The organism is Shewanella sp. W3-18-1, from assembly GCF_000015185.1.
GTDB classification, from domain to species: domain Bacteria; phylum Pseudomonadota; class Gammaproteobacteria; order Enterobacterales; family Shewanellaceae; genus Shewanella; species Shewanella putrefaciens.
The window spans coordinates 1,079,953-1,106,549 of record NC_008750.1; the positions used below are offsets into that span (position 1 = coordinate 1,079,953).

25 protein-coding genes are annotated in these 26,597 nt (G+C 44.8%); 16 read left to right on the forward strand and 9 right to left on the reverse strand.

Annotated features, from left to right (window positions below; genetic code table 11):
- Positions 1–148 precede the first annotated feature (148 nt).
- The 5 genes from murI to pyrC form a co-directional block, all read right to left on the reverse strand.
- On the reverse strand, positions 149–961 hold the full coding sequence (murI, locus tag SPUTW3181_RS04880; protein WP_011788325.1) for a glutamate racemase: 813 nt from the start codon (positions 959–961) through the stop codon (positions 149–151).
- A 1,422-nt stretch (positions 962–2,383) separates the two neighbouring features.
- Positions 2,384–2,728 carry an FRG domain-containing protein gene (locus SPUTW3181_RS22075; RefSeq protein WP_227498143.1) on the reverse strand — a complete coding sequence of 115 codons (345 nt, stop codon included), beginning with the start codon at positions 2,726–2,728 and terminating at the stop codon, positions 2,384–2,386.
- A 741-nt stretch (positions 2,729–3,469) separates the two neighbouring features.
- Positions 3,470–3,763: a DUF3144 domain-containing protein gene (locus SPUTW3181_RS04890; protein WP_011788327.1), complete on the reverse strand. Its 294-nt coding sequence runs from the start codon at positions 3,761–3,763 to the stop codon at positions 3,470–3,472.
- Between the two features lie 419 nt (positions 3,764–4,182).
- Complete coding sequence (locus tag SPUTW3181_RS04895; RefSeq protein WP_011788328.1) at positions 4,183–5,229, reverse strand: hypothetical protein; 1,047 nt, start codon at positions 5,227–5,229, stop codon at positions 4,183–4,185.
- Between the two features lie 189 nt (positions 5,230–5,418).
- The gene (gene pyrC, locus SPUTW3181_RS04900) at positions 5,419–6,450 is read right to left on the reverse strand and encodes a dihydroorotase (RefSeq protein WP_011788329.1); all 1,032 of its coding nucleotides are present in this window, start codon (positions 6,448–6,450) and stop codon (positions 5,419–5,421) included.
- 621 nt (positions 6,451–7,071) lie between these two features.
- On the opposite strand from pyrC, the gene SPUTW3181_RS04905 reads away from it, so the two are divergent.
- The 10 genes from SPUTW3181_RS04905 (at position 7,072) to SPUTW3181_RS04950 (ending at position 17,282) form a co-directional block, all read left to right on the forward strand.
- Positions 7,072–8,334, forward strand: coding sequence for an efflux RND transporter periplasmic adaptor subunit (locus SPUTW3181_RS04905; RefSeq protein ID WP_014611178.1), 1,263 nt, complete (start codon positions 7,072–7,074; stop codon positions 8,332–8,334).
- 87 nt (positions 8,335–8,421) lie between these two features.
- Positions 8,422–8,685, forward strand: coding sequence for a hypothetical protein (locus tag SPUTW3181_RS04910; protein ID WP_011788331.1), 264 nt, complete (start codon positions 8,422–8,424; stop codon positions 8,683–8,685).
- 96 nt (positions 8,686–8,781) lie between these two features.
- Positions 8,782–9,522 carry an ABC transporter ATP-binding protein gene (locus tag SPUTW3181_RS04915; RefSeq protein WP_011788332.1) on the forward strand — a complete coding sequence of 247 codons (741 nt, stop codon included), beginning with the start codon at positions 8,782–8,784 and terminating at the stop codon, positions 9,520–9,522.
- A gap of 11 nt (positions 9,523–9,533) precedes the next feature.
- Positions 9,534–10,844: an ABC transporter permease gene (locus SPUTW3181_RS04920; protein ID WP_011788333.1), complete on the forward strand. Its 1,311-nt coding sequence runs from the start codon at positions 9,534–9,536 to the stop codon at positions 10,842–10,844.
- A 10-nt stretch (positions 10,845–10,854) separates the two neighbouring features.
- Positions 10,855–12,054: an FtsX-like permease family protein gene (locus SPUTW3181_RS04925; protein ID WP_011788334.1), complete on the forward strand. Its 1,200-nt coding sequence runs from the start codon at positions 10,855–10,857 to the stop codon at positions 12,052–12,054.
- A 111-nt stretch (positions 12,055–12,165) separates the two neighbouring features.
- Positions 12,166–13,623, forward strand: coding sequence for a sigma-54-dependent transcriptional regulator (locus SPUTW3181_RS04930; RefSeq protein ID WP_011788335.1), 1,458 nt, complete (start codon positions 12,166–12,168; stop codon positions 13,621–13,623).
- Positions 13,624–13,675: 52 nt separating this feature from the next.
- Positions 13,676–15,364, forward strand: a complete 1,689-nt coding sequence (locus SPUTW3181_RS04935; RefSeq protein WP_011788336.1) for a sensor histidine kinase — start codon at positions 13,676–13,678, stop codon at positions 15,362–15,364.
- 295 nt (positions 15,365–15,659) lie between these two features.
- On the forward strand, positions 15,660–16,070 hold the full coding sequence (locus SPUTW3181_RS04940) for a curli production assembly/transport protein CsgE (protein WP_011788337.1): 411 nt from the start codon (positions 15,660–15,662) through the stop codon (positions 16,068–16,070).
- Between the two features lie 10 nt (positions 16,071–16,080).
- Positions 16,081–16,476: a curli assembly protein CsgF gene (locus SPUTW3181_RS04945; protein WP_011788338.1), complete on the forward strand. Its 396-nt coding sequence runs from the start codon at positions 16,081–16,083 to the stop codon at positions 16,474–16,476.
- Positions 16,476–17,282 (forward strand): CsgG/HfaB family protein, encoded by an 807-nt coding sequence (locus tag SPUTW3181_RS04950; RefSeq protein ID WP_011788339.1) that lies wholly within the window; start codon positions 16,476–16,478, stop codon positions 17,280–17,282. The genes SPUTW3181_RS04945 and SPUTW3181_RS04950 overlap by 1 nt, the downstream gene beginning before the upstream one ends.
- Positions 17,283–17,383: 101 nt before the next feature.
- Here SPUTW3181_RS04950 and SPUTW3181_RS04955 read toward each other — a convergent pair whose 3' ends face one another.
- Positions 17,384–17,989, reverse strand: a complete 606-nt coding sequence (locus SPUTW3181_RS04955) for a TetR/AcrR family transcriptional regulator (RefSeq protein WP_014611174.1) — start codon at positions 17,987–17,989, stop codon at positions 17,384–17,386.
- A gap of 17 nt (positions 17,990–18,006) precedes the next feature.
- Positions 18,007–19,431 (reverse strand): coniferyl aldehyde dehydrogenase, encoded by a 1,425-nt coding sequence (locus SPUTW3181_RS04960; protein ID WP_011788341.1) that lies wholly within the window; start codon positions 19,429–19,431, stop codon positions 18,007–18,009.
- A gap of 222 nt (positions 19,432–19,653) precedes the next feature.
- Here SPUTW3181_RS04960 and SPUTW3181_RS04965 point away from each other — a divergent pair, with 222 nt between their 5' ends.
- Positions 19,654–20,037, forward strand: coding sequence for an STAS/SEC14 domain-containing protein (locus tag SPUTW3181_RS04965; RefSeq protein ID WP_011788342.1), 384 nt, complete (start codon positions 19,654–19,656; stop codon positions 20,035–20,037).
- A 63-nt stretch (positions 20,038–20,100) separates the two neighbouring features.
- Complete coding sequence (locus SPUTW3181_RS04970) at positions 20,101–20,532, forward strand: universal stress protein (protein WP_011788343.1); 432 nt, start codon at positions 20,101–20,103, stop codon at positions 20,530–20,532.
- An 18-nt stretch (positions 20,533–20,550) separates the two neighbouring features.
- Here the strand turns inward: SPUTW3181_RS04970 and SPUTW3181_RS04975 are convergent, their stop codons facing one another.
- The gene (locus SPUTW3181_RS04975) at positions 20,551–21,408 is read right to left on the reverse strand and encodes a substrate-binding periplasmic protein (RefSeq protein WP_011788344.1); all 858 of its coding nucleotides are present in this window, start codon (positions 21,406–21,408) and stop codon (positions 20,551–20,553) included.
- 339 nt (positions 21,409–21,747) lie between these two features.
- On the opposite strand from SPUTW3181_RS04975, the gene SPUTW3181_RS04980 reads away from it, so the two are divergent.
- From SPUTW3181_RS04980 to SPUTW3181_RS04995, 4 genes are all read left to right on the forward strand, one after another.
- Positions 21,748–22,083 carry a winged helix-turn-helix domain-containing protein gene (locus SPUTW3181_RS04980; RefSeq protein ID WP_011788345.1) on the forward strand — a complete coding sequence of 112 codons (336 nt, stop codon included), beginning with the start codon at positions 21,748–21,750 and terminating at the stop codon, positions 22,081–22,083.
- Positions 22,084–22,258: 175 nt separating this feature from the next.
- The gene (locus tag SPUTW3181_RS04985; RefSeq protein WP_011788346.1) at positions 22,259–23,548 is read left to right on the forward strand and encodes an NCS2 family permease; all 1,290 of its coding nucleotides are present in this window, start codon (positions 22,259–22,261) and stop codon (positions 23,546–23,548) included.
- A gap of 201 nt (positions 23,549–23,749) precedes the next feature.
- Positions 23,750–24,868, forward strand: coding sequence for a glutamate 5-kinase (gene proB / locus SPUTW3181_RS04990; RefSeq protein WP_011788347.1), 1,119 nt, complete (start codon positions 23,750–23,752; stop codon positions 24,866–24,868).
- 12 nt (positions 24,869–24,880) lie between these two features.
- Positions 24,881–26,158 (forward strand): glutamate-5-semialdehyde dehydrogenase, encoded by a 1,278-nt coding sequence (locus SPUTW3181_RS04995; protein ID WP_041408005.1) that lies wholly within the window; start codon positions 24,881–24,883, stop codon positions 26,156–26,158.
- Positions 26,159–26,242: 84 nt separating this feature from the next.
- Here the strand turns inward: SPUTW3181_RS04995 and SPUTW3181_RS05000 are convergent, their stop codons facing one another.
- The gene (locus SPUTW3181_RS05000; RefSeq protein ID WP_011788349.1) at positions 26,243–26,545 is read right to left on the reverse strand and encodes a hypothetical protein; all 303 of its coding nucleotides are present in this window, start codon (positions 26,543–26,545) and stop codon (positions 26,243–26,245) included.
- Positions 26,546–26,597: the final 52 nt, after the last annotated feature.

Genomic DNA, 26,597 nt, shown 5'->3' on the forward strand with positions numbered 1-26,597 from the left:
CTGATACAAAAAAGGCCGCAATAGCGGCCTGTTAAGATCCAACATTTAACAATCAGCGATGCGATATAGCATTTATTTCGCGGGTGTCTTTTAGGGTAATCATTTAGATTTCTTTGACAACGGGTTAAAAAAAAATGAGCTAAAAATATTACAATAACAGCTGCTTAAATTTAATGGAGCACTGAAGCAGTGCTTCAATTTTGCTTTGTTTCGCTTGTTCTGAATCTACATTCCCAGTGGTGTAAAACGTTATTTCTGGATCGAGTATCGGGCTACACGTTTGGTGCTCGATTTTCAACAATGAGTGCGTTCGATTAGCAATGGCTAATCCAGAATCAATGACGGTAACGTGGTGGGGAAGGGCATTTTTGATTTCTGCATTGATAAGTGGAAAGTGAGTACAAGCCAGCACTAATACATCGGTATTAAACGCATCGGGTTTGCTAAAAATACGCTGAATCTCCTGGGTTACAATGTCGGGATCAAACCCATTGCCGAGAAGTTTTTGCTCTGAGGCGAGAACCAGCGCTTCAGAGTCTTCTACTAAAACCTTACATTCTGTGGCGAAATTAGTGATCAGCATCTTCACATAAGCTGAGTTCACCGTGGTGTGAGTGCCAAGTACCATCACTACCTTTGATTTTGATAACGAAGCGGCAGGTTTTATCGCAGGGACAACGCCGACAATAGGTATATTGAGTTCAGCACGAAGTAAGTCTAGCGCAATGGTACTCGCTGTATTGCAGGCGATAACGATGATATCGGGTTGAGTCAGTGAGCTTGCTTTGGATATAACGTCTAAAATTCGCTTTTTAAGTATATCGTGCGGCTTTTTTCCGTACGGGAAAAAGCCAGCGTCAGAGACGTAACTCAGCCGTATGTTGGGGATTCTCTTTTTTATTTCGGCCGCGACAGTCAGTCCACCTGAACCTGAATCAAAAACTAATATTGAGCTATCCATTGCACCTACCTTCACATAATCAACACATTTAATTTTGCCATAGACACAGGAGCATTAGTCGAATTGGCATACGGCTTCAAGAGGCGCATTTTGCTCTTTCAGCTTATTTTGATCAATGAGGATATGTTTGGTTAAGACTTTTTCGTAAACAAAAAATCTTTTGGTGAGTTAATGCAATCTACCGCAGCGTGAGATCATGAATACTCAGTTTTGTCCGCAGTTTAGTTGGGATGCCAACTTAATCCTTCGTGCGTTTGTAAATATTGGTGGAGCTTTAATTCCGCATATCCATTAAGCACTATCATTCCAGTGACACGCCGACTTTGGTTTTAAAATAGTCGTCCATGTATGCTCGAACGTGGCATCTGCTGTATAGGACATACTAATGTCGCGATCACATGGATGTGAATAAGCGACCATGCCACGGACGGTCACTTCCATGATAGTGCTTAATTTGGTTAATCCCTGTGTATGTCTGATAGTTGATTTGATGTATTTCTAAAGTCAAAGTCAAAGTCAAAGTCAAAGTCGTGGAGCTTCACCCCACACCCGACCAAGGAGGACTGCTCGTCCTATCCTCCTTGGATGCTCCATGACGCCCCTAACGGAGTTGAAAGCCCCTTGTGCCCATTGTCAAATTTGCTATCGCTTCCGAAGGATGCGTCCCTGCACCTGCGAAAGCTAGCCAGCCATCCATGGCTGGACTCACGCAATTTGCCTATTCGCCTGCGGCAACTCCGAGGGGATGGTGTATTCCTTAGGCTCTGGTGTTATTGGTACATTATTAAGGCATAAAAGTTCTATAAGTTCAGTTTCTTAATTTAGAACGTTGTAAAGTGTTATTTAGCTAGAATTACCACCTTTGTTCAAACAGTGAATAGCTTTTAATATGTTTCGTTTGATATTCAAGTTCAGGAAATAAAGTTGCTTCGTATATTCCGCAATATTTAAGTTCATTTAATATATCTTCCTTGAACTTAGCTGGGATAATGAAGGAATGTGAAAATTTATCAAATTCATCGTTAACTTTAACATATTGTTGGTTATACAATATTTTACCTGTATGGCAGGTAAAGCAACCTTGTTGTGTGACTAATCGTTTGTTAAGGCGTTTTGGTGTGTACATGAATCCAGCATGTTTTATTAAACGGCCTGTTCCACTGCCTTCGGTGTTAAAAATTAAATTAACTCCTTTATTCGATAATGGACCGTGATACTTTCTCTCTAATGCTAAAAAATCATCAAAACGTAATTCATTAAATAAAATCTGGTCATTTAAAAAATTAAGATGATCTTCGCGGATGGAAGATGCGGCCTGTTTAAATATATTTTCAAAGTCATCTGCATCATTATATTCTATTAATTTAGTAAGGAATATTTTACCAAAATCAAAGTTTTAATAATCGAAATCAAATATATCGTCTACAAAATCGGGTAAAAAAAGAGTTTACCATCAAGGTTATTTTCTGTTGAGCACGCAAAATAAAGAGCAACTAATACATTTTCCGTCCAATCGAGAAGTCTTGTCGGTAAGCCATAGTGTTGGGCATAAGTAAGAAGCTCTAAAACATCGGTATGACGTTCTCTTGCTTCTGGATGCATCCTTACAAACTCATCGATGAGCATGTTCTCATCATAGTATTTTCCGTCTATTGGCCTAAATAAACTAGGTACAAGATTGTGGCGGGCGTTAGATTGTCCCCTAAACCACCATTTCTTAGAGTTATTTGAAGTTTCTGTCTTTGCTAATTTAATGGCATCAGCCACACACGATATTACTTGCTGGTTTTCTGTATCCGAGTTCGGCAATTTGCAACTCCATTTGTAGTGGTATATTAAACTTGGCTATTTAATAAGAAAGACTATGAATTTACTCATAGAACTCGACAACCTAGCTTTGCAAAAAGACGGTTCTGGTGCAACTCCTTCTGATTATTAAGATGAGCTGTAATCACCTTGCACTACAGGAATACGCTATTCTCTGCTAAGTTGTTGAAATATATTGATAAAAATTACGTGGCGACATCATGGAAGATGGCGTAGGCTCGGGGGCACATTCTGAGCCGTTAGGTGATTTTTATTGGAGTATGAGACTGGTTACTAAGGTGTTTACGGAGATATGAGTCATTTAGCTACAGACTACTCAAGTGTTGACGAAATTAAGCACTTGCATGTAAGTGACCGTTGGCGGCATGGATGCCGCCGTCGAGCCCTCAAGGATGAGTTTATGGCGTGTCACTGGAATGAAAGTGATTAATTCTATGCATACAAAAATAAAGAACTAATCACTCTCTTAAAGAGGGAGTTGCTGTTAATTCCCTCTTGGTCGATTCTTGATTAACAAATCAGGGTGAAGCTCCACGACGTTGGTCAGCTAGGCTTAATAGTTATAAGTCTATTACCTAGGCAGCCAATACCAAAGCTAACCTAATACAGTTTGGATAATGAAGGCTTAGATTTGTAAACTAAACACTCCGAGAATCTTGATTCTCGGAGTGGGGGAAGTCATTACTTCTGCGTTGCGCGGTAGTGGTCGAAATTCTCGATATAATCTTCCAGATTGACGTCGAGCATCTCTTTATAGCGCTCCATATAATAGTCCATCATTTCCTGCTTTTTGGCCTGCATTTGCTCTTTGCTTTCAAAGCTGGTGGAACCAAACCAAGCGTTATAGCGGGCGACGGCCCACATAAAAGAAGCGCTGACCTCACCAGTTTGGATTTCGGTGCTCTGGTTTTGCTTGTTCGCGAGTTTTATCAACTCAGAGGCACGGTCGTAAAAGGCTTTTTCGTTATCAGACATCAGCAATTCCTATTGTTGGGCAAAGTGGCTAAAGAAAGGGCGTGTGGTGTGTTTTCACCCTTTTGGTTATTGCTACTTACCCTAAGATATTTTGCGACAGAGGGACAGTCGCAGATCTCACAGAATGCGTTGATATCACACTAACATAATGTGCCTAAACTCAATTTGGGATAGGCGTAACACTTTTCAGTTAGTTGCAAAACTCCAGATGGCTTGAATAAGCCCATTATTAACCTTAAACACCACTATCACTTCAATCGGTTCATCCTTACTGAAATGAATTAGCTCGAAATGGATTGCTGTGTCGGGAGGGAAAGAGTGCTTGTCGTCGCGCTACTATCATTGCGCAACTCTCATCGCACTCACTATCATTGCCATGATAGCTTGCTTGCCCTCTAATATTTTCTCAGTTAAGTACACTATTCCAATAGCTTAAGTTGTGTTTGTCCCCATTGGGTGGCATAGGGCATGGCTTCTTGCGGGCTTAGGATAAACTCATTTTCACAGCCATCGCCGCGGGGCGTTTCCCAGAATTTGATACCCTTTGGCTCAAGGGTGAGCTGGTAATATCCCGAGCCGTCTGATGTGGGGCATTCTGCGTCCGGTGCTTTGCCAGCAAACAATTTGTCCCTTAATGCAGGAGGTAAAGGATGACTCATACCCTCGAGCATGCTTTGTGGTTGCGTATCGGCGAGAAACCATTGCCACGGGTGGAAAGGTTTGCCGTCGGTAAGGGAGAAACTCACAAATTCTTGGCTGATACCATTGGCGCCATAACCTGCGGCCCAGCGATATAGGCGCACACTGAGCCAATGTTGATTCATAAAAATCGGTTCGGCAAAGGTTTCGTCAGTTACAAAACTGCCCATTTGTGCCAGCATTCTGCGGCGAGTGTCAAAGGTTTGTGCTAGTTGGGCTTCATCGGTGAGCTTATGTTCAAGCCATTGATTAATTGCCAAGATACCCGTTTGTGGGCCTTTAAATTCGATACCTACATCTGTGCCAAAAGTCAGCGGGCGATACTCAATATTTTCGTAGCTTTGCCATTTACCTCGGCTGAGTTTTGGCGTGGTTTCTAGCGGTAGATTGTAAGCATCGGCACCACAATCCTCGACCTTATCTGGGCTGATTTCTCGCTCAAGTTGCACTGGTAACGATTTACTCGCGGTATCTTTAAACCAATGGCCGCTCAGTTTTTGTGGCGTGACACTATCAAACTGCCAATTTCCGGTATTGCCTTCTTCTTTCCACAGTTCATCTTGCTGCTCGAGTCTTATCGGCGTTAAGTAGCGTTGATAGTAATAACTGCCTGTTCCATATTGATTAAAACAAACTCTGACTTTGCTTTTACCTAACTGTCCCTGCCAGATCCCCGTTAATTCATTGGCCGCAAAGGTCGGCAAAGAGATCGTGGCGCTCAGCAATAGGCTTGAAGATAAAACGGAGAATAACATCCTTGTGGGCATACTGATTTTCTCTTAAAAGGTGATAAGTAAGGGCCGTATTCTAAAGGCAAAGACACTAGCCGATTGTGAATTAAAAATCAAAATCAACTGATATCTCCAAGCGACCTGAAGATGAAACTCGACTCTTCAGGTAGCTTGGGTATACATAAAAAGTCGCCCGTAGGCGACTTGATTTTAAAGACTTAAGGCTTACTCAACTTGCCAATCAATGGCTTCTCCAGCACGAATAGGCACTACGTTAGTATCGCCAAGCGGGTAAGTGGCAGGGACATCCCATGACTTTTTGACCAGCGTGATGGTATCGCTATTGCGTGGAAGATTATAAAAATCTGGGCCGTTAAAGCTTGCAAACGCTTCGAGTTTATCCAGCGCATTGACCGACTCAAATGCTTCGGCATACAGCTCAATGGCGGCATGAGCCGTGTAGGAACCCGCGCAGCCACAGGCTGCTTCTTTCTTATCCTTGGCGTGTGGCGCTGAATCTGTACCGAGGAAAAACTTCTTGCTGCCGCTTGCCGCTGCACCTAACAACGCCTGCTGGTGGGTGTTGCGTTTTAAAATCGGCAGGCAATAAAAATGCGGACGAATACCGCCTGCCAGCATGTGATTACGGTTATACAGCAAATGGTGGGCTGTGATAGTCGCGGCCACATTATCAGAGGCTTGAGTGACAAAATCGACTGCATTTTTGGTGGTGATATGCTCAAGCACGATTTTAAGCGCTGGGAAATCGGCGACAATTTTACTTAAGGTATTTTCGATGAAGACGCGCTCGCGGTCGAAAATATCAATGGCTGAATCTGTGACTTCACCGTGGACTAAAAACAGCATGCCGACTTCTTGCATGGCTTGGAGTACGGGATAGATGTTTTTCACATCGGTCACGCCGGAATCTGAGTTAGTCGTTGCGCCCGCTGGGTAGAGTTTAGCGGCAACAATTTTACCCGAGGCTTTGGCCCTGCGGATTTCATCAGGGCTGGTTTTGTCGGTTAAATACAACACCATCAAAGGTTCGAACTGTGAGCCCGCTGGCACCTGCGCTTTAATGCGATCGTAATAGGCCAGTGCGGTTTCGGTATCGATAGCGGGGGGCACTAAGTTTGGCATGACGATGGCGCGGCCCATATAGCGGCTGATGTCGCGCACTGTATCTTTAAGTTGGGCGCCGTCTCTTAAATGAATATGCCAGTCGTCTGGGCGAGTGATTGTTATTGTAGTCATAGGGTTTTCTTTTGATCGTTTTTGCTGCGAGGGTGGCGGGATCTTATGTGGCAAGGATTTTACTGTAAAGGGAAACTCGGATTTTTCGGTTAATAAATTTATACCCAAGCTACCTGAAGATACGAGTTTCAGAGCGCCTAGGGTGCTTCAATTCAAGGCGCATCAATGACAGAATGTCGGCCACCTTTTAAATTGATGCAACACGGAAGTGGAGTGCCCTAGGCGCTCCGTCCCGGCGGGTTTTAACGTACTTTATGCTGCGTTGGTTATTTTTAACTTAGCCCGCTAGGTCTGCAAATAACCGCCTTGCCTAAAGTGCGTTAAATTCCCGCTGAATCCTGCATCTTCAGGTTGTTTGGGTATAGGTCCTAGGCTTTAGGTTTTAGATTCTAGGAACCGCTTTCCTCAATCGGACACTTTTCATTTCACTGCTGCGGACACTTTTAAATAAAAGCCCCAGTGTCCGCGGACACTTTTATCTGCGATTTTTTATTAAGATTATGAAAGTAAATGATTTTACTTGTTTGGCATAGGCTTTGCTAACTCTAGGGTAGAGATTTCCAATAGTGTCCGTTGATGCGTTCCGGCACTGATGATTCCAACAGGGAAGCGAGTAAAGCCATGATTAAAGATACTAGCGGCCAAGATACAGTACTTGTGCCATCCACCACTAAACGTCTTAAATTACCTCTGTTAATTAGCGGCTGCGCCTTATTAGTTAGCGCCTTAGTGTGGGCAAGTTTAGGCTCTGATAGTGTTAGCAAATCCTTAAGCCGTAGCGATATCACCACGGCAACACTTTATGTGGGAACCTTAACCCGCGATGTGGCGACCACAGGTAAAATTGTGGCGGCCAATGCGCCGATTTTGTATAGCACCGAAGAAGGTACAGTGACCCTACTGAGTAATCCTGGCGATACAGTCAATAAGGGCGATGTGGTTGCCAAACTCGATAGTCCAAGACTCACTAATCAGCTAGAGCAAGCCAAATCCGTATTAGCGGGCATGGAAAGTGCGTTAGAGCGCGCTAAGTTAGATGCGAGACGCGATCAATTACAAGCTTATCAAACCTTAGATATGGCTACGGTCGATCTTGAGGCGGCCGAGCGAGAAAGTCGTCGAGGTGAGCTGCTGATTCAAAGCCAACTTATTGGCCAGATTGATTATGAAAAGGGCAAAGATGATTTACACAAAGCCAAGCTGAAGTTTAAACATGCCGAGCAAGAAGTCGCGTTAACGAAAGATACCTTAACTTTTGAGGTAAAAAATAAAGCCCTCGAAGTTGAACGTCAAACCCTCGCGGTGCGTGAACTAGAACGCCAAGTCGAAGCCTTGAATATTGTCGCACCCGTTAATGGGATTATCGGCAACTGGATCACCGAGCAGAAAACCCGTCTTAGTGCCAACCAACCGATTTTAACCGTCGTGGATTTAAGCGCCTATGAAGCTGAGTTGGCCGTGCCAGAAAGCTATGCCGACGATTTAGGTTTAGGTATGGAAGTCGAGTTGAGTTTTGGCAGTATTAAGTTAATGGGCAAGTTATCGTCGATTTCCCCTGAAGTGCGTAACCGTGAAGTGACCGCAAGGGTGCAATTTGATCAAAATGACAGCCTGAAACTGCGTCAGAATCAACGTATCTCGGCCCGAGTGTTATTAGAGCACAGACCCAATGTACTGATGGTAAAACGCGGCGCCTTTATGACCAGCGGTGGCGGGGAGGAAACTTATCAAGTCGAAGGCGATTTAGCGACCCGCCGTGCGATAAAACTGGGTAGTACGAGCCTGAGCCAAGTGGAAGTTCTGGATGGCGGTAAAGCGGGAGATGAGTGGGTGATCTCAAGCCTCGATCCCTTTAATCGTGCTGAGCAGGTAAGAATGAACTGAATCATGCGAAACAAGGCATCCCTAATCAGTTGAGTCCCTTAGGTGAGCAATAAAAGTACAGCGCCATGCATTAAATAGGAGCCAGATATGCGACATAACCCCTTAAATATTAGCGTGTTGATGTCATCTAAAGTGTTTGGAGTTTTGGCATTAGCATTGTTAGTGATTGCCGTTGAGCTAAGTATCGGTGAGGCCAATAGTTGGTTTTTTCTTGGGCTTAATCTGTTGGAATGGATTGATCCCTTGGAGGATGTACATCAGGTGGGTGAGGTGTCGGTTGCATCTACGGATTTGATGATCCAAGCCTTTGTATGGTTTTTAGATTGTGTTGTTCAGCCCTTTTTCGGCTGACTCTGTGATGCCATAGCTTAATTGAAAAATAAATATACATCGCGTTTTATCGAGTTGTTTACGCGCAGAGAACACTGATTATTAAAGGAAACTAATATGTTATCAATGAAGAATGTGAGCAAGGTTTTTAAAACGGATCTCGTTGAAACCCACGCCCTGCGCGATTTTAACCTCGAGGTGAACGAAGGCGAATTTGTCGCGGTAACGGGTCCTTCAGGCTCAGGTAAAACCACCTTTTTAAATATCGCAGGTTTACTCGAAGGCTTTACCCATGGTGATTATTTTCTCGATGGGATTAACGTGTCTAACTTGAGCGATAACAAGAGCGCTACTGTCCGTAATGAGAAAATTGGCTTTATTTTCCAAGGTTTTAATTTAATTCCCGATCTTAACTTAGCTGAGAATATTGAAGTGCCGCTGCGCTACCGTGGCTTTAATGCCAAGGAGCGTCAACGCCGCGTACAAGAGGCATTAGAGCAAGTGGGCCTAGCTTCACGCCTCAAGCATTTACCTACGCAGTTGTCGGGCGGACAGCAACAAAGGGTGGCGATAGCTCGGGCATTGGCGGGTAAGCCACGCTTCCTGCTCGCCGACGAACCCACAGGAAACCTCGACAGCCTAATGGCCCGTCAAGTGATGGAATTACTTGAAAATATCAACCAAGCGGGCACGACCATCATTATGGTGACGCACGATCCTGAACTCGCTCGTCGCGCCCAACGCAATATTCAAATTGTCGATGGCCAAGTGTGTGATTTTACGATGTATCAGCCCCGTGGCAGCGCACAAATTGCGACGACAGATCCACTAGACAAACTTGTCGCTAACGCAGACTAAGGATACGCATTATGTTTTTTTATTATGTTGATTTAGCGTGGCGCAGCATTAAGAAAACCCCAGTGTTGTCAATGTTGATGGTGTTGGCGATTTCCATTGGTATCGGTATCACTATCACTACCTTAAACGTGTATAAGATGATGTCGTTTAACCCTGCGGGTGAACGTTCTGACGAGTTAAATGCGGTACAGCTTTGGAGCCAAGGTCCCGATTCTTGGGATGAGTTAAACTCATTAGTGACTTACCAAGACGCGATGAATCTGCGCAACAATACCTTACCTAAACGCCAAGCTGCGATGTTTCGCACTGGGATGGCAGTGCAAACGGACGATGTTAATTTTGCGCCTATTTTAGAAAGCATTCGGGTGACGGACAGTGACTTTTTTAAGCTGTTTGACGTGCCATTTTTATACGGTAATGCGTGGGATAAATCGGTGGACACTGAGCCTGCTTATCAAGTGGTGATTAACGATAAACTCAATCAAAAGTTGTTTGCGGGTCAAAACAGTGTTGGCAAAGTGGTTTATCTTAATCGTAAACCTTATCAAGTGGTTGGAGTAATTAAATCCTGGGATCCTAAGCCTAAATATTATGATCCCACTAACGGCGCCTTTAACGACACGGAACAAATTTTTGTGCCGTTTTCGCTGACGCCTATCGAAGAGTTTGATATATGGGGTAACACTTCGGGTTGGAAGTTTGAGCCGATGAATAGCTACAGCGATCGCCTTCACTCTGAAAAAGTGTGGTTGCTCTATTGGGTTGAGTTGCCCAATAAAGACGCAGTAGCCAGTTACCGTTCTTGGCTCAGCAATTATGTGGCGGAACAAAAAGCCCTAGGCCGTTTTACGGATAATAAATCTGCCGCTGATTCAGTCAAAGTATCCGATGTGGCAACTTGGCTTGAATACAATCATGTGGTGCCAGAAGACAATAAAATCTTGGTCGGTTTGAGTGTTCTGTTTTTAAGTGTTTGTTTAGTCAATATATTAGGTTTGATGCTGACCAAGTTTCTCAAGCGCGCGCCCGAAGTGGGTGTACGCCGCGCCATTGGCGCTAGCCGAGGTCAAATCTTCGCTCAATATATGGTTGAAGTGGGCATGATTGGTTTATTCGGTGGTTTGCTGGGACTGGCTTGGGCCTATGCTTCGCTTTATGGGTTATCGGCCCAGTTTGAGGTCGCGAAGGGGTTAACCCAGTTATCGGCAAGTATGTGGATTATCACCCCAAGTATTGCGGTGGGCACAGCGTTATTGGCTGGTTTGTATCCTGCGTGGGTGGTGTGTCGCACTAAGCCTAGCGTTTATCTTAAAAGCCAGTAGGGGACTTATTATGTTGCATATTAAACCTATTCTCAGCAGTTTATTGCGCAGTAAAAGCGGTCCAATCTTACTGCTTATTCAAATTATTTTGTCAGTGGCGATTGTGGCGAACGCGAGCTTTATTATTCAAGAGCGTTTAGCCCTGATGCAGCGTGATTCGGGGATTAAAGAGTCAGAAGTTTTGACCTTTAGCTTGTTCAACTTCGATCCATTGATTGATAAAACCGCGCAAAACAAAATCGATCAACAAATTTTACGGGGTTTACCCAATGTGATTGATGCGACCTCAACTAACATGCTGCCCTTGAGTGGCGGTGGTTGGTCAAGTAGCTTAAAGCTTGGGCCAGATCCTGATAGTGTTAAATCGACACCGCAATTTGCGATGTATTTAGGGACAGATCACACCATTAATACCTTAGGGATTAAACTGATTGAGGGACGTAATTTTTATCCCCATGAACTTAAGGATAATCTCGATAGCCCCAGCCGATTAGCGATAATGACCAGCACGTTAGCAAAAGCGATTTGGCCAGATGAATCGGCACTGGGTAAAGTGTTATACGAAGGTAAAGATGCGCAGATCACAGTGATTGGCGTCGTTGAGAAATTACAAGGCGCATGGATTGACAGTAATAGCCTTGAAAACAGCATTATTCAAAATGTGGATTATGGCAGCAGTTCTTATATGGTGCGGGCAAAACCTGAGCATCACGCAGAGCTTAAAGACGCGATAAAAAAAGCACTGCTGGCGGAGAATCCTAATCGAGTACTCGATGGATTCAAGTCCATTGAGGCCTTAAAAGAGGGCTCATACCGCGACCATCAATTGATGATCACAGTCTTGACTATGATGGTGGTGTTATTGCTACTTATCACTTCTCTCGGGTTAACGGGTATGGTGATGTTTAATATCCAGCGTCGCACTAAGCAAATAGGCACACGCCGAGCACTGGGCGCGAAGAAGCGGGATATTATCAATTACTTCCTTGTTGAGAATTATTTGATTTGCTTAGCAGGAGGCGTGTTGGGTGGTTTGTTAGCGATACAGTTAGGGCAACAGTTAATGAAAATCTATAGCCTACCTATGTTGACGTTAAGTTATCCAATATTTACTGTGGCAGGCTTATTTATGGTCACTACGCTGGCGGTTTATCTACCGGCGCGTAAGGCGGCAAATATTTCGCCAGCAACGGCAACTCGCACTGTATAGCGGCATATTGGAGGAGATTCAAGCTAGGAAAGGTGCGATAACAATAGGATGTTATTGCACTTTTTGTTACTTTACCGTTAATGGGTTTTACTTGGGGCTGAACTGAGAATTATGGATACCATTCTTATCGTCGATGACAATCACGCCATCTGCCAAGCACTGGGTTTAATGCTTGAGTTGAATGGTTATCGAGTCTTATCTTGCCATACTCCAGAAGAAGCCCTTGGAGTGCTGACGACTCAGGAGGTCGATCTTGTCATTCAAGATATGAACTTTACCCGAGATACCACTTCAGGCGAGGAGGGACGACAGCTTTTTTATGCCCTACGTGAACAGCAAGCGGATCTCCCCATTATTTTAATGACAGCGTGGACGCAACTCGAAACGGCGGTTGAATTAGTTAAAGCGGGCGCCGCCGATTATATGGGTAAACCTTGGGATGATGCTAAAGTACTCAATAGCATCACTAATCTGATTGCGCTCTATAAACTCTCCCGTGCTAACCACCGCTTGGAGCGGGTGAATCATCAACGGCAAGTGGCGATCGCCGATGCTAATCTCTGCGGTATCGTCTTTGGCAGCGGTGCTATGCAGCGTTGTATTGACTTAGCCTTGCAATTGGCGCGCTCCGATGTATCTGTGTTGATCACAGGCCCCAATGGTGCGGGAAAAGACAAACTCGCCGATATTCTCCACGCCAATTCACCCTTAAAAAACAAACCTTTTATCAAGGTCAATGTCGGTGCTTTGCCGATGGATTTATTAGAAGCCGAGCTGTTTGGTGCCGAGGCTGGCGCTTTTACTGGCGCGACTAAAGCGCGTATTGGTCGTTTTGAGGCGGCAGACGGCGGCACGCTGTTTCTAGATGAAATCGGTAATTTGCCGTTATCTGGCCAAGTGAAATTATTGCGGGTGCTACAAACCGGCGAATTTGAACGCTTAGGAAGCCATAAAACACAGAAAGTAAAAGTGCGGGTGATCAGTGCGACCAATGCGGATCTGGCCCAAGATATCGCCGAAGGGCGATTCCGTGAGGATTTATTCTACCGCTTAAATGTGATTGAACTGGCATTGCCACCGCTGAATCAACGCACCGATGATATTTTACCTTTAGTACAGCATTTTATCGGTAGCGATTTTAGCTTGAGTAAACCTGCGCTTCAGGCGTTATTGCACCACCGCTGGCCGGGAAATGTCCGAGAGCTTGAAAACGCCTGTAAGCGAGCCGTATTACTAGCACAAGGTCATGTGTTGACGGAAACTGACTTTGGTTTGGCACCTGTTGCGAGAGCCATAAAATCTTCTTCCAGTGTTTCGGCTGTTTCTGAGCAGCGGCAATTTGATCCTCAGCCTGAAATGGGTGAACAGTACTCTAAGCCCGTTTATGCATCCGCTTCTATCCCCGCTAATACTGTATTTTCCAATGAATCGGTTGATGTGAGCCGAGAAGAAATCGAAGCTGCACTGAGCTTGCATAAAGGAGTGATTGCGAGAGTTGCAAAATCCCTTGGACTCAGTCGTCAGGCGCTGTATCGGCGAATGGATAAATTTGGTTTAGATAAGTCATAGGCTAAGCGCAGGCGCTAGGTTATAGATGAAGGCTATCGATTAAGGAATATGAGTGTTAATTCGAACTAAAATTATCATTTATTCAATAGCGTGCTGTGCCTTTGGCGTATTATTGAGCTTTGCCTTGGTGAAATATATTTTATCCGAGGCATCAGTTGTTACCACGCCTCAGGCGATTAAAACCCCTGATAATAATGTCGTCTTTGACTTTGCTGAGCTTGAAAAAAACCTCGCGTCTATCGAACTCGCCCTTAACAATAGTGAGCCATTGCAGCAGGCCGCAGCAATGCAAGCGCACCAAAGGGCAGAGCAGATTAAGGCTGAACTGCAAAAGCTTGAACAACTTAAACAAGCACAGTTACAGATAAAACTTTTTACCTTAGAACAGCTTAAAGAAGGGGCATTTAATTCTATGCCTCATATTGTTGAGCCTTTACGTGTCGAGCCACTATCCATTTTACCGCCTAAAGCCCCCGTATCCTCTGTTGCGCCCGCCGAGATAGTCGCCAGTGAACCTGCCGCTAGTTTGACCTTAGGTGAGGGGTTGATGGTGTTATTGTTCGCCTGCTGTGTCTGTGGTTTAGGCATTGCTTGGTTGACTCGACATCTTGGCCGCAGTTTAGATTCCCTTGAAGTCGGCTTGCTCAATTTTAGTGATAATGATTTTAGTGTGAGTATTCCTGAACATGGTGAAGGGCAACTCAAAACCTTAGCGCAGTTATTTAATCATAGCGCGGCTAAATTGCGCCAAGAAAGGCAATACATTTATCAACGTGAGTTATTGCTGGATAAGGTGATTCAGAGTTCCCCCAATGTGATGTTATTGCTCGATGACCATCAACGGCTCATTTACGCCAATGATGCCGCGCGTCACCTATTTCATAAAAAGGGCAGAATGGAAGGCTTGAGCTTAGATGAATTACTGGTGGATTTGCCCGAGGCATTGGCCTTAGCACTTAAACATGAAAAGAACGGCCTCTTTGCCATGGGCGAAGATGAGATGGAAACTTGGTATATCAGCCGTGGTCAGTTTTTATTGAATAACCAACAGCATAACTTAATCTTGCTCAAACAGATGACTCGAGAACTCAATCGCCAAGAGGTGGCTGTGTGGAAAAAAGTCATCCGCATTATTAGCCATGAACTCAATAACTCCGTCGCGCCCATTGCTTCTATGGTCAATTCGGGCCGTCTACTCACTCAAGATATAGATGATCCTAGGTTAACCTTAATTTTCGATACGATTGAGAATCGCACTAATCATTTAAGTCAGTTTATCTTCAACTATGCTCGCTTCGCTAAGTTGCCGCTTCCACAGCGGTGTCAGGTGAGTTGGGCGCAATTTACCGCCCAGTTAACCCAGCATTATCCCTTTAAACTTAAGGATGATTTGCCTGAGATCGATGGCTATTTTGACCAAGGACAGATGGAGCAAGTGCTCCTTAATTTACTGAAAAATGCCCATGAATCTGGTTCAAACCCCGAGGACGTCACCTTATCGATTCGATATCAAACCTTAGTAGATGGCGCGGGTTTCAGTATTGCGATTGAGGATCGCGGCGCAGGTATGTCTGGCGAAGTATTAGAGCAGGCGCTATTACCATTTTACTCAACAAAACAATCGGGTACAGGCTTAGGTTTACCTTTGTGTCGTGAAATTATTGAAGCCCACGATGGCTGTATTAGCATGCATAATCGCAGTGACGGTGGCCTGTTGGTTCGACTATGGTTGCCACAATAATGCCAGTGTTTTAAATAACACCGCCATACACGTTTAAGGCACATTTTTATTGCCTATTTTCTTCGCTTGTTTAAACACAACTCCTATCCTCCGTGGCCGCTTGGCACATTACCCAAATGGGCTATTTTTGCATTTTTACCTTAGCTCTTCGGGCTAATTTGTCCCTCAGTGTAATGACGGGAGATCTTTAACCCTGTTAACCTGTTTTATCGAAAATTTGCGCTACAACTCATCTTGTTTTAACCGTGGTGAGTGCAATGTTTAAGGTTCGATTAACAGCTTAAAGGAGGAATATGTGAAACCGTTAAAACAGCGTCTGCTTGCTTGTGTTTTATGTCCATTCCTGCTGTTAACTTCCCCTATCACTTTTGCCGATAACGACATTGAAATTAGTGGCTTAGTAATAGATAGAACCTTGACTCGGTTTGGTAAAGACTTTGGTTTTTACTACTCAAGCTATTGGCGTGAACTGCCCTTTACCCAAGGCGTTAACGTCACTCTGTATGAGACAGTGTTTCCACAGGCTGGCACTGTTTTAACCTTAGAGGTAAACGGGACTCGGATTTACACCACCCATTTTGGCCGTCGTGCAAATCCAGTTAAAGAGAGTGCAGAGCAGGCGATTTTGCTCACGATTGATTATTTAGCGCAAATCAGAGCCAATGCCATAACAGGTGATTTTTCAGGAACATCGGACGATTTTTAGGATAAAAATAATGACATACAGGACGTTACTTGCCCTTGTCACGTTATATGTGGCGAGCAGTGGTCAAGCCACTGAATTGATTTACACCCCCATTAATCCCAGTTTTGGCGGTAATCCACAAAATGGGACTTTTCTATTAAATAAAGCCCAAGCCCAGAATGACAATAAATCTAGCTCGACCGAGAAGGACTTTGTCACCCGCTTTAAAGAATCCCTAGAGCGTAACATTATTAACTCCATCACCCGCGGTGTGGCCGATGGTGAGATCAAAGATGGCGTTTATGATACTGGGGATTTTCGTATTGAGGTGGCTTCTACGGGTAATGGCGTGATGTTAACTATCACTAACACTCAAACTGGTGAAATTACAGTGATAGAAATGCCGACGTTTGGAGGTCTTAGCTAATGGCTCGTTTAGTGTTAGTGAGTTTATGGTTATTAAGCCTGTCGGCCTGCAGTTTGATCCCTAAACCTGATTTGAATATCACGGCTGCCGAGGTTAACCCTTTAAGTGAAGTGATGCGTGGATTACAAGCTCAGCCTGGGCCTAAGTTCCCCATTCCTGTCGCTGTATATTCCTTTCGCGATCAAACGGGACAATATAAACCACAGGCTAACGTGAGTTCGTTTTCGACCGCGGTTACTCAGGGCGCAACGTCGATGTTGATGCAGACTTTGCTCGACTCTAAATGGTTTACACCTGTGGAGCGTGAAGGGCTGCAAAATTTGCTTACCGAGCGCAAGATCAGCAATAAACAAACGGGAACTAAGGGTGATGACGTACCTGTATTGTCTACTGCCAGATTGTTGCTTGAAGGTGGGATCATCAGCTATGAGACTAACACCAGTACGGGAGGTGCGGGCGTTGAGTATTACGGCATTGGTGCCTCTGAAATGTACCGTGAAGATCTGGTGACGATTTATCTGCGTGCGGTCGATGTGCACACGGGTAAAGTGATGATGTCAGTCTCAACCAGTAAGCGTGTTTTATCCCAAGAAATGCGTGCGGGGTTATTCCGTTACACGAGTTTAAATCGCCTTGCCGAGGCAGAAGTCGGTTTTACTACCAATGAACCAGTGCAATTTTGTGTGTTGCAGGCCATTGAATTGGCGGTCGCTGAGATGATTGATAAGGGCATCAAACAAGGTTACTGGAGCCCAACTCAAGTCACCCAGCCAGCCGAAAAAGCGCAGGAGTTGAGTCAGAGTTAAGTACGTGCGCCGAAATTAGGATAAGCGCTGGAGTTTAGCTGTAGACCCCAGCGTTTACCTAAGGCAGCAATTGAGAGTCAATAGCCTGATATTGGGCTATGTTAGTCCGCTTGCATGGCCTTCCAAAACAATTCAAAACTGGCATCTCGGTATGTTTTATTTGTCCCTAAATGTGGGTTATCGATAAAGAAGCGTGTGGCCGCCAGATATTGTCCATGACAGTTTTCTACCATCAGTTCAATGGGATAGTGGGCGATTAATCCCATCATTTGTCCCTGTTTAATCAGTTCGCTAATAAAACCTAAGATACCGTTCATCGCTTGATCGCGCACCTGAGCCGCTATCATAGGTGACATAGAATATTGCTGAAAAAACAGTTGCTTGACAGGATTTTCTAGCGACCAATCAATCGCACTTTGCCAAAGCTGCAATGCATTGTGTTTAAGATCATTACTTTTAGGGCTGTTTAACAGTAAAGCATCGGCAAACTCTTGTTTTATGGTAAGAAACAAAGATTCCATCAAGGCTTCCTTGGAAGGGAAGTGATGGAACAAGGTGCCCGTAGCGACGCCTGCATGTTTTGCAATTGAGGCGGTGGACGTGCCATGAAATCCTTGGCTGACAAAGAGTACTAAGGCGGTATCGAGAATGGCTTGGCGTTTATCTGTCATCATTTTTATTGGTTGCGTGGTGGCTGGCTTATTCAAGATTTATCCCCCAATGACTAGCGCAAAAATAGCTTCATTAAGATGCGTTGGATAAAAGTGCCATAGGGTGGGTGCACAAACTTACCCGTGTTAAATCGGCCACGGCTGAGTACGGTTTTAGCATGGCTGAAGGTCAAAAAGCCTTCTTTACCATGGTAATGCCCCATGCCCGACGGGCCTATACCGCCAAAGGGCGCGTCATCTGCCGCGACATGAAACACGGTTTCATTGATACAAACACCGCCAGAATGGGTCTGCTGGAGGATTTTTTGCTGCGTAGGCTTATCAAAACTCATTACATAAAGTGCTAGGGGTCTGGCTTTATGGTTGATGTATTGAATCGCTTCATCTAGCGAGTCATAACCAATAATTGGCAGCAATGGACCAAATATTTCCTCTTGCATCAATAGCATGTCTTCAGTGGTGTTCGTTATCAACTGAGTCGCAATTTTGCGGTTTTGGCTATCTATGACTTCGTCAGTCGCAGAAATAACACGGGCGCCTTTTGCTTTGGCGTCTTCGAGCACTGTCATCAAGCGGTCAAACTGACGTGTATTAATGATGCTGCCATAGTCTTTGTTGTGGTTAATCGTACCGTACATGGATTGAAACTTAGCTTGGTAGGCCGTGATAAAGCCATCCACTTTGGCTTTAGGGCAGAGTACATAATCAGGGGCGACACAGATTTGCCCTGCATTTAGACACTTACCGTAAATCATTCGTTCTACTGCCGTCTCAAGCGGCATATCAGGGGCGATAATCACAGGCGATTTACCGCCCAGTTCGAGTGTTACAGGGGTAAGGTTATTGGCAGCGGCGCGCATCACATGGCGACCCACTGTAGTGGAGCCAGTAAAGAGCAAGTGATCGAAGGGCAGGGCAGAAAATTGGGCGGCAATATCCGCTTCACCTTCGATGACCGCGACATAGGATTCATCGAAAACCTGTGCCAATAACTGTTTGATCACTTGATTGGTCGCTGGGGTAAATTCAGACATTTTGAGCATGGCATGATTACCCGCGGCAATGATGGCGGCAAGTGGGCCAAGCGACAGCATCACGGGGAAATTCCATGGCACGATAATGCCGATAACCCCCAAAGGTTGATAATGCACAGTGACGTTGGCAGGAGCGAGTAAGATCCCTGCATGACGAACACTAGGTTTGAGCCATTTTTTTAAGTTTTTCAAACAGTAATTGATGTTGTTAATGACTGGCATAATGTCAGATATTAGGCTGTCATCAATCGATCTATGGCCATAATCTTGGCTTAAGGCATCGACCAAGGGTGTTTGAAATTGCAGTATGGCCGCTTTAAGTCGAGTTAATTGCTCCACTCGCGTAGCGTAATCGGGGTTCGGATTGGTGAAGTAACTGCTGCGTTGACGTTGGAGCAACTGAGTCAGCGGTGAGGTATTAAGGTGGTCAGTAGCCATATTCATAGTGGTTGATCCTTGCTAAGTGGTAAGCAAGTCTTATTGGGTACTTATTTAAGATTCAACTCTTACAATTGAATCTTAAATAAGTACCGACTGATTAGTCGGTTTATCCTAGCTTGCTTGTTGAGGCAGCGCAAGATATCTGGTGTATTTTTGAGCAAGATCACGGCTTGTTATAGCGTTAGCTTCTACACTGAATCAAAGGTTCTCACATAAGGAGTATGTATGACTTTGTTAAAGCACGGAATTTCGATCGGTATTGAGCGTTATGGTGATGATGATTTTTTCGTTGCCTTTAAAGCTATTGGTACCTTAACTCACCAAGACTACGAAAGGATGGTGCCCGTGTTGGAATCGGCACTGGCAGGCGTAAAAGATCCCGATATCTTCGCCTTGGTTGATGTCACTGAGTTGGATGGCTTGGAACTACAAGCCGCTTGGGACGATATTAAACTTGGGGTGAAGCATATTCGCCATTTCGAGAAAATTGCCATTGTCGGTAAGACAACATTGCAGGAAGTGTTGGCTAAGTTGGCAAACTGGTTTACGCCTGCTGAGGTAAGGTTTTTTGTCGATAATGGTGATGCGGTAGCTTGGTTACGAGATTAGTTCTATTACCTAAGTTTTACCTTCACTTAGTAATTCAGTTGCGCCATAGAAGGAGTACAGATTATGCGTAAAGGTCAAATACTCTGGCCCACAGATTTCTCGGAAACTGCGGCCCATGCACTAAGTTATGCTATTGAAATGGCTAATTTGTATAATGTTGGTCTAAAAATTCTACACGTGGTTGAGCAGCCTATTGGTGATGAAAACTTTATGATTTTATCCATCACACCTGAAGAGCTGGCTAAGAGTATGGAAGATGCGGCGGCCAATAAAATGCAAGCATTGCTAGATAAACTAAAAACGGATCTTCCAATTAGTACTTTGATCCGCCGTGGTGATCCTGTCGATCAAATTTTAGAGGAAGCGAACGGTAAAGATATTGGCATGGTGGTGATTGCCAGTCATGGACGGAGTGGGTTATCACACTTTTTACATACTAATGTCGCTGAAGCTGTGGCAAATGGCGCGGTATGTCCTGTGCTTGTCGTTAAGTAATTTTTCTATTGGCGGCGGTTAGAGCGCATCATTTCCGATGGGGTTACGTTCTATTATTTTGGTTGATGCCTCCGCTTCATGTTCTAGGGACATGAGGCGGCGGTATTTTTCCTGTAATGCTTGCAAGCTACCGTCTTGGGTAATGTGCTTAAGACCCGCATTAAAATCATCCCGAATTTGTGCGCTCAGAAATGCAAAACGATATTCAGTCGGGGGGAATACTTTGTGGCAAATGGCTTGTTGTTGTAATTCCTTGCTGTTCAATCGCCCATCCAGATAAGCCTGCTTTAAATAGTATTTAAAAATATTTTTATCCATCACCACCACATCGGCTCTATGCTTCATCAACATATAAACCTGTTGTAGTTGTCGAGCTTGTTCTTTATAGCCAGTATTGGCTTTAGCCATTTGGCCAAACTCTTCTCCTAACATGCTTGATGCACGCTGAAAAGCGACGACTTGTTTGTCACTTAAATCACTTATGCTATTGATATTAAATCGATTTGATTCGAGGCTAATGGCACAGTTTTGATAGCTAATGACCACATCAGAATAAAAGACATTATCTAACATGCCTTCTTTTATATTGATAATACCATCGAGTTTGCCTTCTTTTAGCTCATGAAATGTGCGCGCCAAAGGAAGGTAGTGGATGATGGCATTATGTCCCTTAACCGCGAGTGCTTGGTAGAGTAATTCGAGTTCGAGTCCACTGTTAGTTTCTTGAATAACATAAGGAGGAATAGAGAGGCTAACACCAATACTCAGCTCGGCTGTATTGCCGGTTTGGTAACTGCAAAGCGCCATTAACCCCATCAATTTATAGTGGTTATATCGAATGCCTGAGTGATGAGGTTTGTCTTTATCAAGTGTCATTATCACCTATGCCTCCACGGACTCTCGCAGCTGGGATTGAGACTCGCTAAGCCAATCGATGACTCACATGAGTAAGTGTAGTTTATCTATACTCAAACAACCTCAACCTCAACCTCAAAGTATTCGTATTTTTAGGTTGTTTGGGTATCAACGTCTGAGACTAGAAATAACAGCTATCAGGGGGAAAATACAAGTTGTTTTATTCAAATTAATCCGCAGTATTGCACTGTGTGATCTGGCTATATTTAATGCCAACTATTTAGGACTGGCTATTGCGTTATTAACTGAATATAAAGTAGTTTTGATGATAATTACTTTTACATCTCGACAGGTCATCCTATGCCAGTGTCAGCATCCGTATCGCCAGCGGTTTCAAAGCAAAATAAAGCCTTTCTACGTAAGTTATATCTCGCACATTTAATGGATGACGAGCGTCATAATTTATTATCTCTCAACAAGTTAACTGGAATGCCGCGCCGTACATTGCAGGATGCTATTGCTGCCTTTGAGGATATTGGTATCCGCGTTGAATTTATACAGGAAGGGAGTCGCAACAACGCGGGTTATTATCGCATCCTCACTTGGGGACCGATCAGCAGTGCATGGGTCGATACCCATTTAGCGGAGATCGCCGAGATTATTGGCGTCGTCACTATCGATAATCAGGCGTTGTGAGCCATCACTTCATACTTATGTATTATTTCTCCGCTATTGATGGAGTTAACTATTCCTCGCCAATGTTGTGGCCTGACCAGCCTAAACTCCTTATAATCTGCCGCAAATGTAATCGCGCTACATATTCCTTACATTTAAATACCCTACCTACTTAAAATAAAAGGAACCCAGTTCCATGTTAGAAAAGCTGTTCAAACTAAAACAAAATCAAACGAGCCTCAAGCAGGAAGCTATTGCAGGTTTAACCACATTTATGACGATGGCCTACATCATTTTTGTCAATCCAATGATGTTAGCCGATGCAGGCATGGACCACGGGGCAGTATTTGTTGCCACCTGCCTTGCAGCAGCAATTGGTTGTTTAGTCATGGGATTAATGGCTAATTATCCGATTGCATTAGCACCGGGAATGGGGCTTAACGCCTTTTTCACTTACACGGTTGTGGGTGAAATGGGTTATAGCTGGGAGACAGCCTTAGGTGCCGTGTTCCTATCGGGAATTTGCTTTTTAATCTTGTCCTTAGTGCGTATTCGTGAATGGATTGTTAACAGCATTCCCGTGTCGTTACGCCTAGGTATTGCCGCTGGTATTGGTTTATTTCTTGCGCTGATTGGTCTTAAAAGTGCGGGCATTGTTGTTGCTAATCCTGCGACCTTAGTCACTATGGGTGATATTACTACTTTTCCGGCCGTAATGGCAGTATTGGGCTTTTTCCTGATTATTGCCATGGTGCAAAGGGGAATGAAGTCGGCGGTAATTTTAAGCATCTTAATTATCACCGGACTTGGATTGATCTTTGGTGATGTGCATTACAACGGCATAGTGTCTATGCCGCCTTCAATTGCCCCGACCTTTATGAAGATGGATTTATCCCAAGTCTTTGAAGTCACGATGCTATCAGTCGTGTTTGCCTTCTTGTTTGTGGATTTATTTGATACATCAGGCACCTTAGTTGCGGTTGCCCAACGCGGTGGTTTTCTCGATGAGAAAGGTCGTTTACCTCGTTTAAATCGTGCTTTGACCGCAGACAGTTTAGCCACTATCGCTGGTGCCGCTTGTGGTACTTCCACCACGACAAGCTATATCGAAAGTACCGCGGGAGTGAGTGCGGGAGGGCGTACAGGATTAACCGCTGTGGTGGTGGGATTATTGTTTATTGCTGCATTGTTCCTATCGCCATTGGCGGGGATGATTCCGGCCTATGCAACAGCGGGCACCCTGTTTTATGTGGCTATTTTAATGATGTCTGGCCTTGTGCATGTTGAGTGGGAAGATTTAACTGAAGCCGCGCCTGTGGTGGTGGTGTGTATCTTAATGCCGCTGACGTTCTCTATTGCATCGGGGATTGCGCTGGGGATTATCTCCTATGCGGCGATTAAAATACTCACGGGTCGCTTTAGCGATCTCAATGTGGGTATCATCGTGTTAGCGGCATTATTTGTGGCTAAGTTTGTCTATGCTTGATGCTGTTTAATCGTGAGCTAGCCTAGTGGGTTAGATTGTCTACAATAGGCAATATTTTTTGAGGGTCATCTAATCGATGGCCCTTTTTACTGCGTGATTATGAGCAAAATCGAAAATTTATCTCGAGTTAATCACTCCTCGCTACCAATTATCTAGCGGATTAGGTATAAGGATTGTTCGGTTATTTTTTACAAATGAATAATGAACTTAAGTGAGATTGCGTATCGCCGCGTGGTAGTGAAATTGGGAACGAGTGTGCTGACCTCTGGCAGTAAACAGCTAGATAAAGCCCATATGGTTGAGCTGGCTCGTCAAATGGCTGCACTGATGAAGTCAGGGGTCGAAGTCGTTTTATGCACTTCAGGGGCAATTGCCGCTGGGCGTGAACATCTCCAATACCCGACACTGCCCGACACTATGGCCAATAAGCAATTGTTAGCCGCTGTCGGGCAAAGTCAGTTGATCCTCGCTTGGGCACAACTCTTTAGTATTTATGGGCTGCATGTGGGCCAACTCTTGCTAACCCGCGCCGACTTGCAGGATAGAGAACGTTATCTCAATGCTAGAGATACACTCAATGCATTGTTAGCAAATAATATTATCCCGATCATTAATGAAAATGATGCCGTGGCTACCAATGAGATTAAAGTCGGTGATAATGACAATTTATCGGCCCGCGCGGCGCTGCTGTGTGATGCTGATTTATTGATTTTATTGACGGATCAAAAGGGGTTGTTCGATGCCGATCCGCGCACTAATCCGAATGCTAAATTGATTTCGCAGGTGGTGAAGATTGATGACAGTCTGCGGATGTTAGCGGGGGGGTCTGTATCGGGTTTAGGTACGGGCGGTATGTCGACTAAACTGGAAGCGGCGGATATTGCTCGCCGTGCAGGGATTGAGGTGGTGATTGCCTCTGGTCATCACCCCGATGTGATTAAAAAAGTGGTTGGTAAAGAGTCCGTTGGTACTCACTTTAGTGCCATTGAAAACCCGCTCGAAAGCCGTAAACAGTGGATATTGGCGGGCCCTGCGACTCAAGGCTCTTTAGTGCTCGATGCTGGCGCGGTAAAAGCCGTTACCGATAAGGGCCGTAGCTTATTATCTAAAGGTATTATTGGGGTTAAGGGCGAATTTGAGCGCGGCGCAACACTGAAATTAGTTGACCAACAAGGTAAAGTAATTGCTAAGGGGATAACGAGGTATTGTGGTCAAGCCTTGAATTTGATTGCGGGTAAACATTCCGACGAGATCGAGTCAGTACTCGGTTACGATTATGGTGACGCAATAGTGCACCGAAACGACATGGTGGTCCTATAAGCGAGGTCTGTTTTGAGTGAAATGAATCAAGCGCAGTATTTACAGCAACTTGGCGCTAATGCCAAACAGGCAAGTTATGCCTTAGCCAACTTAACGGCGAGTCAAAAGGCCGATTTGCTCGAGGCTATTGCCGATGCGCTGACGGAAAACTCTCCGGCCATTTTAGCGGCTAACGCTAAGGATGTTGCCGCTGCTAAGGCCGATGGATTAACGGAGGCGATGATCGACAGATTATTGCTCGATGATGCGCGCCTTGCGGGCATTATCGGTGACATCAGCGATGTCATTCGCCTTGCCGATCCCGTCGGTGAAGAATTTGGCAGTAAGTTATTGGATAACGGGTTAAGGCTGACTCGCCGCCGTGTACCGCTTGGGGTGATTGGGGTGATTTATGAAGCACGGCCTAATGTGACCGTGGATATCGCGGTGCTTGCCCTTAAAACTGGTAATGCGGTGATCCTCCGTGGCGGTAAAGAAACCCTTGAATCGAATAAACTTATTAGTGATGTGATCCGCAGCGCGATTGTCGCCCAAGGTTTGCCCATAGATGCGGTGCAATTTATTGATTCGCCTGATAGAGCCTTAGTGACGGGACTGCTAAAGCTCGATCAATATGTTGACATGATAGTGCCGCGCGGCGGTCAAGCTCTGCAGCGCCTATGTGCTGAGCAAGCGACCATTCCGGTGATCTTAGGCGGCATTGGCATTTGCCATTTATATGTCGATAAAAATGCTGACTTACAACGTGCCCTCGATGTTATTGCTAACGCCAAAGTGCAGCGTCCGACCGTGTGTAATGCGCTCGATACCTTGCTGGTGGATGAGCGCGTGGCGAGCAGCTTTGTACCGCAAGTTGCCGAGTATTTGCATCGTTTAGGTGTGCGTTTTTCAGTCTGTGAGACAAGTTTTGCCCTTCTCGATGGTTTAGGGTTTGATGTGATGCTTGCTCAGTCTGAGGATTTTGGCATTGAATGGTTGTCACTCACCTTAGGCATCAAAGTCGTGGCTGATATCGATACTGCCGTTGACCATATTCGTACTTATTCTAGTGGGCATTCGGAAGCGATTCTGACCGATGATATTCATGCTGCGGCGCACTTTATGAACCAAGTGAATTCAGCCGCTGTGTATGTCAATGCCAGCACGCGTTTTACTGATGGTGGCCAGTTTGGTTTAGGTGCCGAAGTTGCGGTAAGCACGCAAAAGTTGCACGCCCGCGGCCCAATGGGGCTTGAGGCATTAACCACCTATAAATGGTTAGCTTGGGGCGATTACACCAGCCGTATTTAAAAGACGGTAAACAAAAGCTATTGATGGATAACATCAATGGCTTTTTATTGTGAATATGCGCGATTAAATCTTTTGTGGATAGGTTTAGCGAATAAGAGGGGTATAAGTGGCGAGTAGCCACACACAGAGAAAGATTACCGTCATCATTATGGTGAACTTACGAAAGGCACTGATATATTCCAAGGTATAAATAAAGTACCTTTCTTGCACTCTGCGGGTAAGTAATACCGAGGGGAGCAAAAAACTGCAGTAGAGCATAACTACCATAGTCGTAAAACCATTTCCCCAAAAATGCTCATAGATAAAAAGCGTGATACAAAGCAGCATGGCAACCCAGCCAACGGGGCCTATGCCTTTTTCTGGATTCCATTGTGTTGATTTTTCCATCTGACTGTCCTTAGTCCAACTGTCGCTCAGTACAATTTATAGACGGATATCA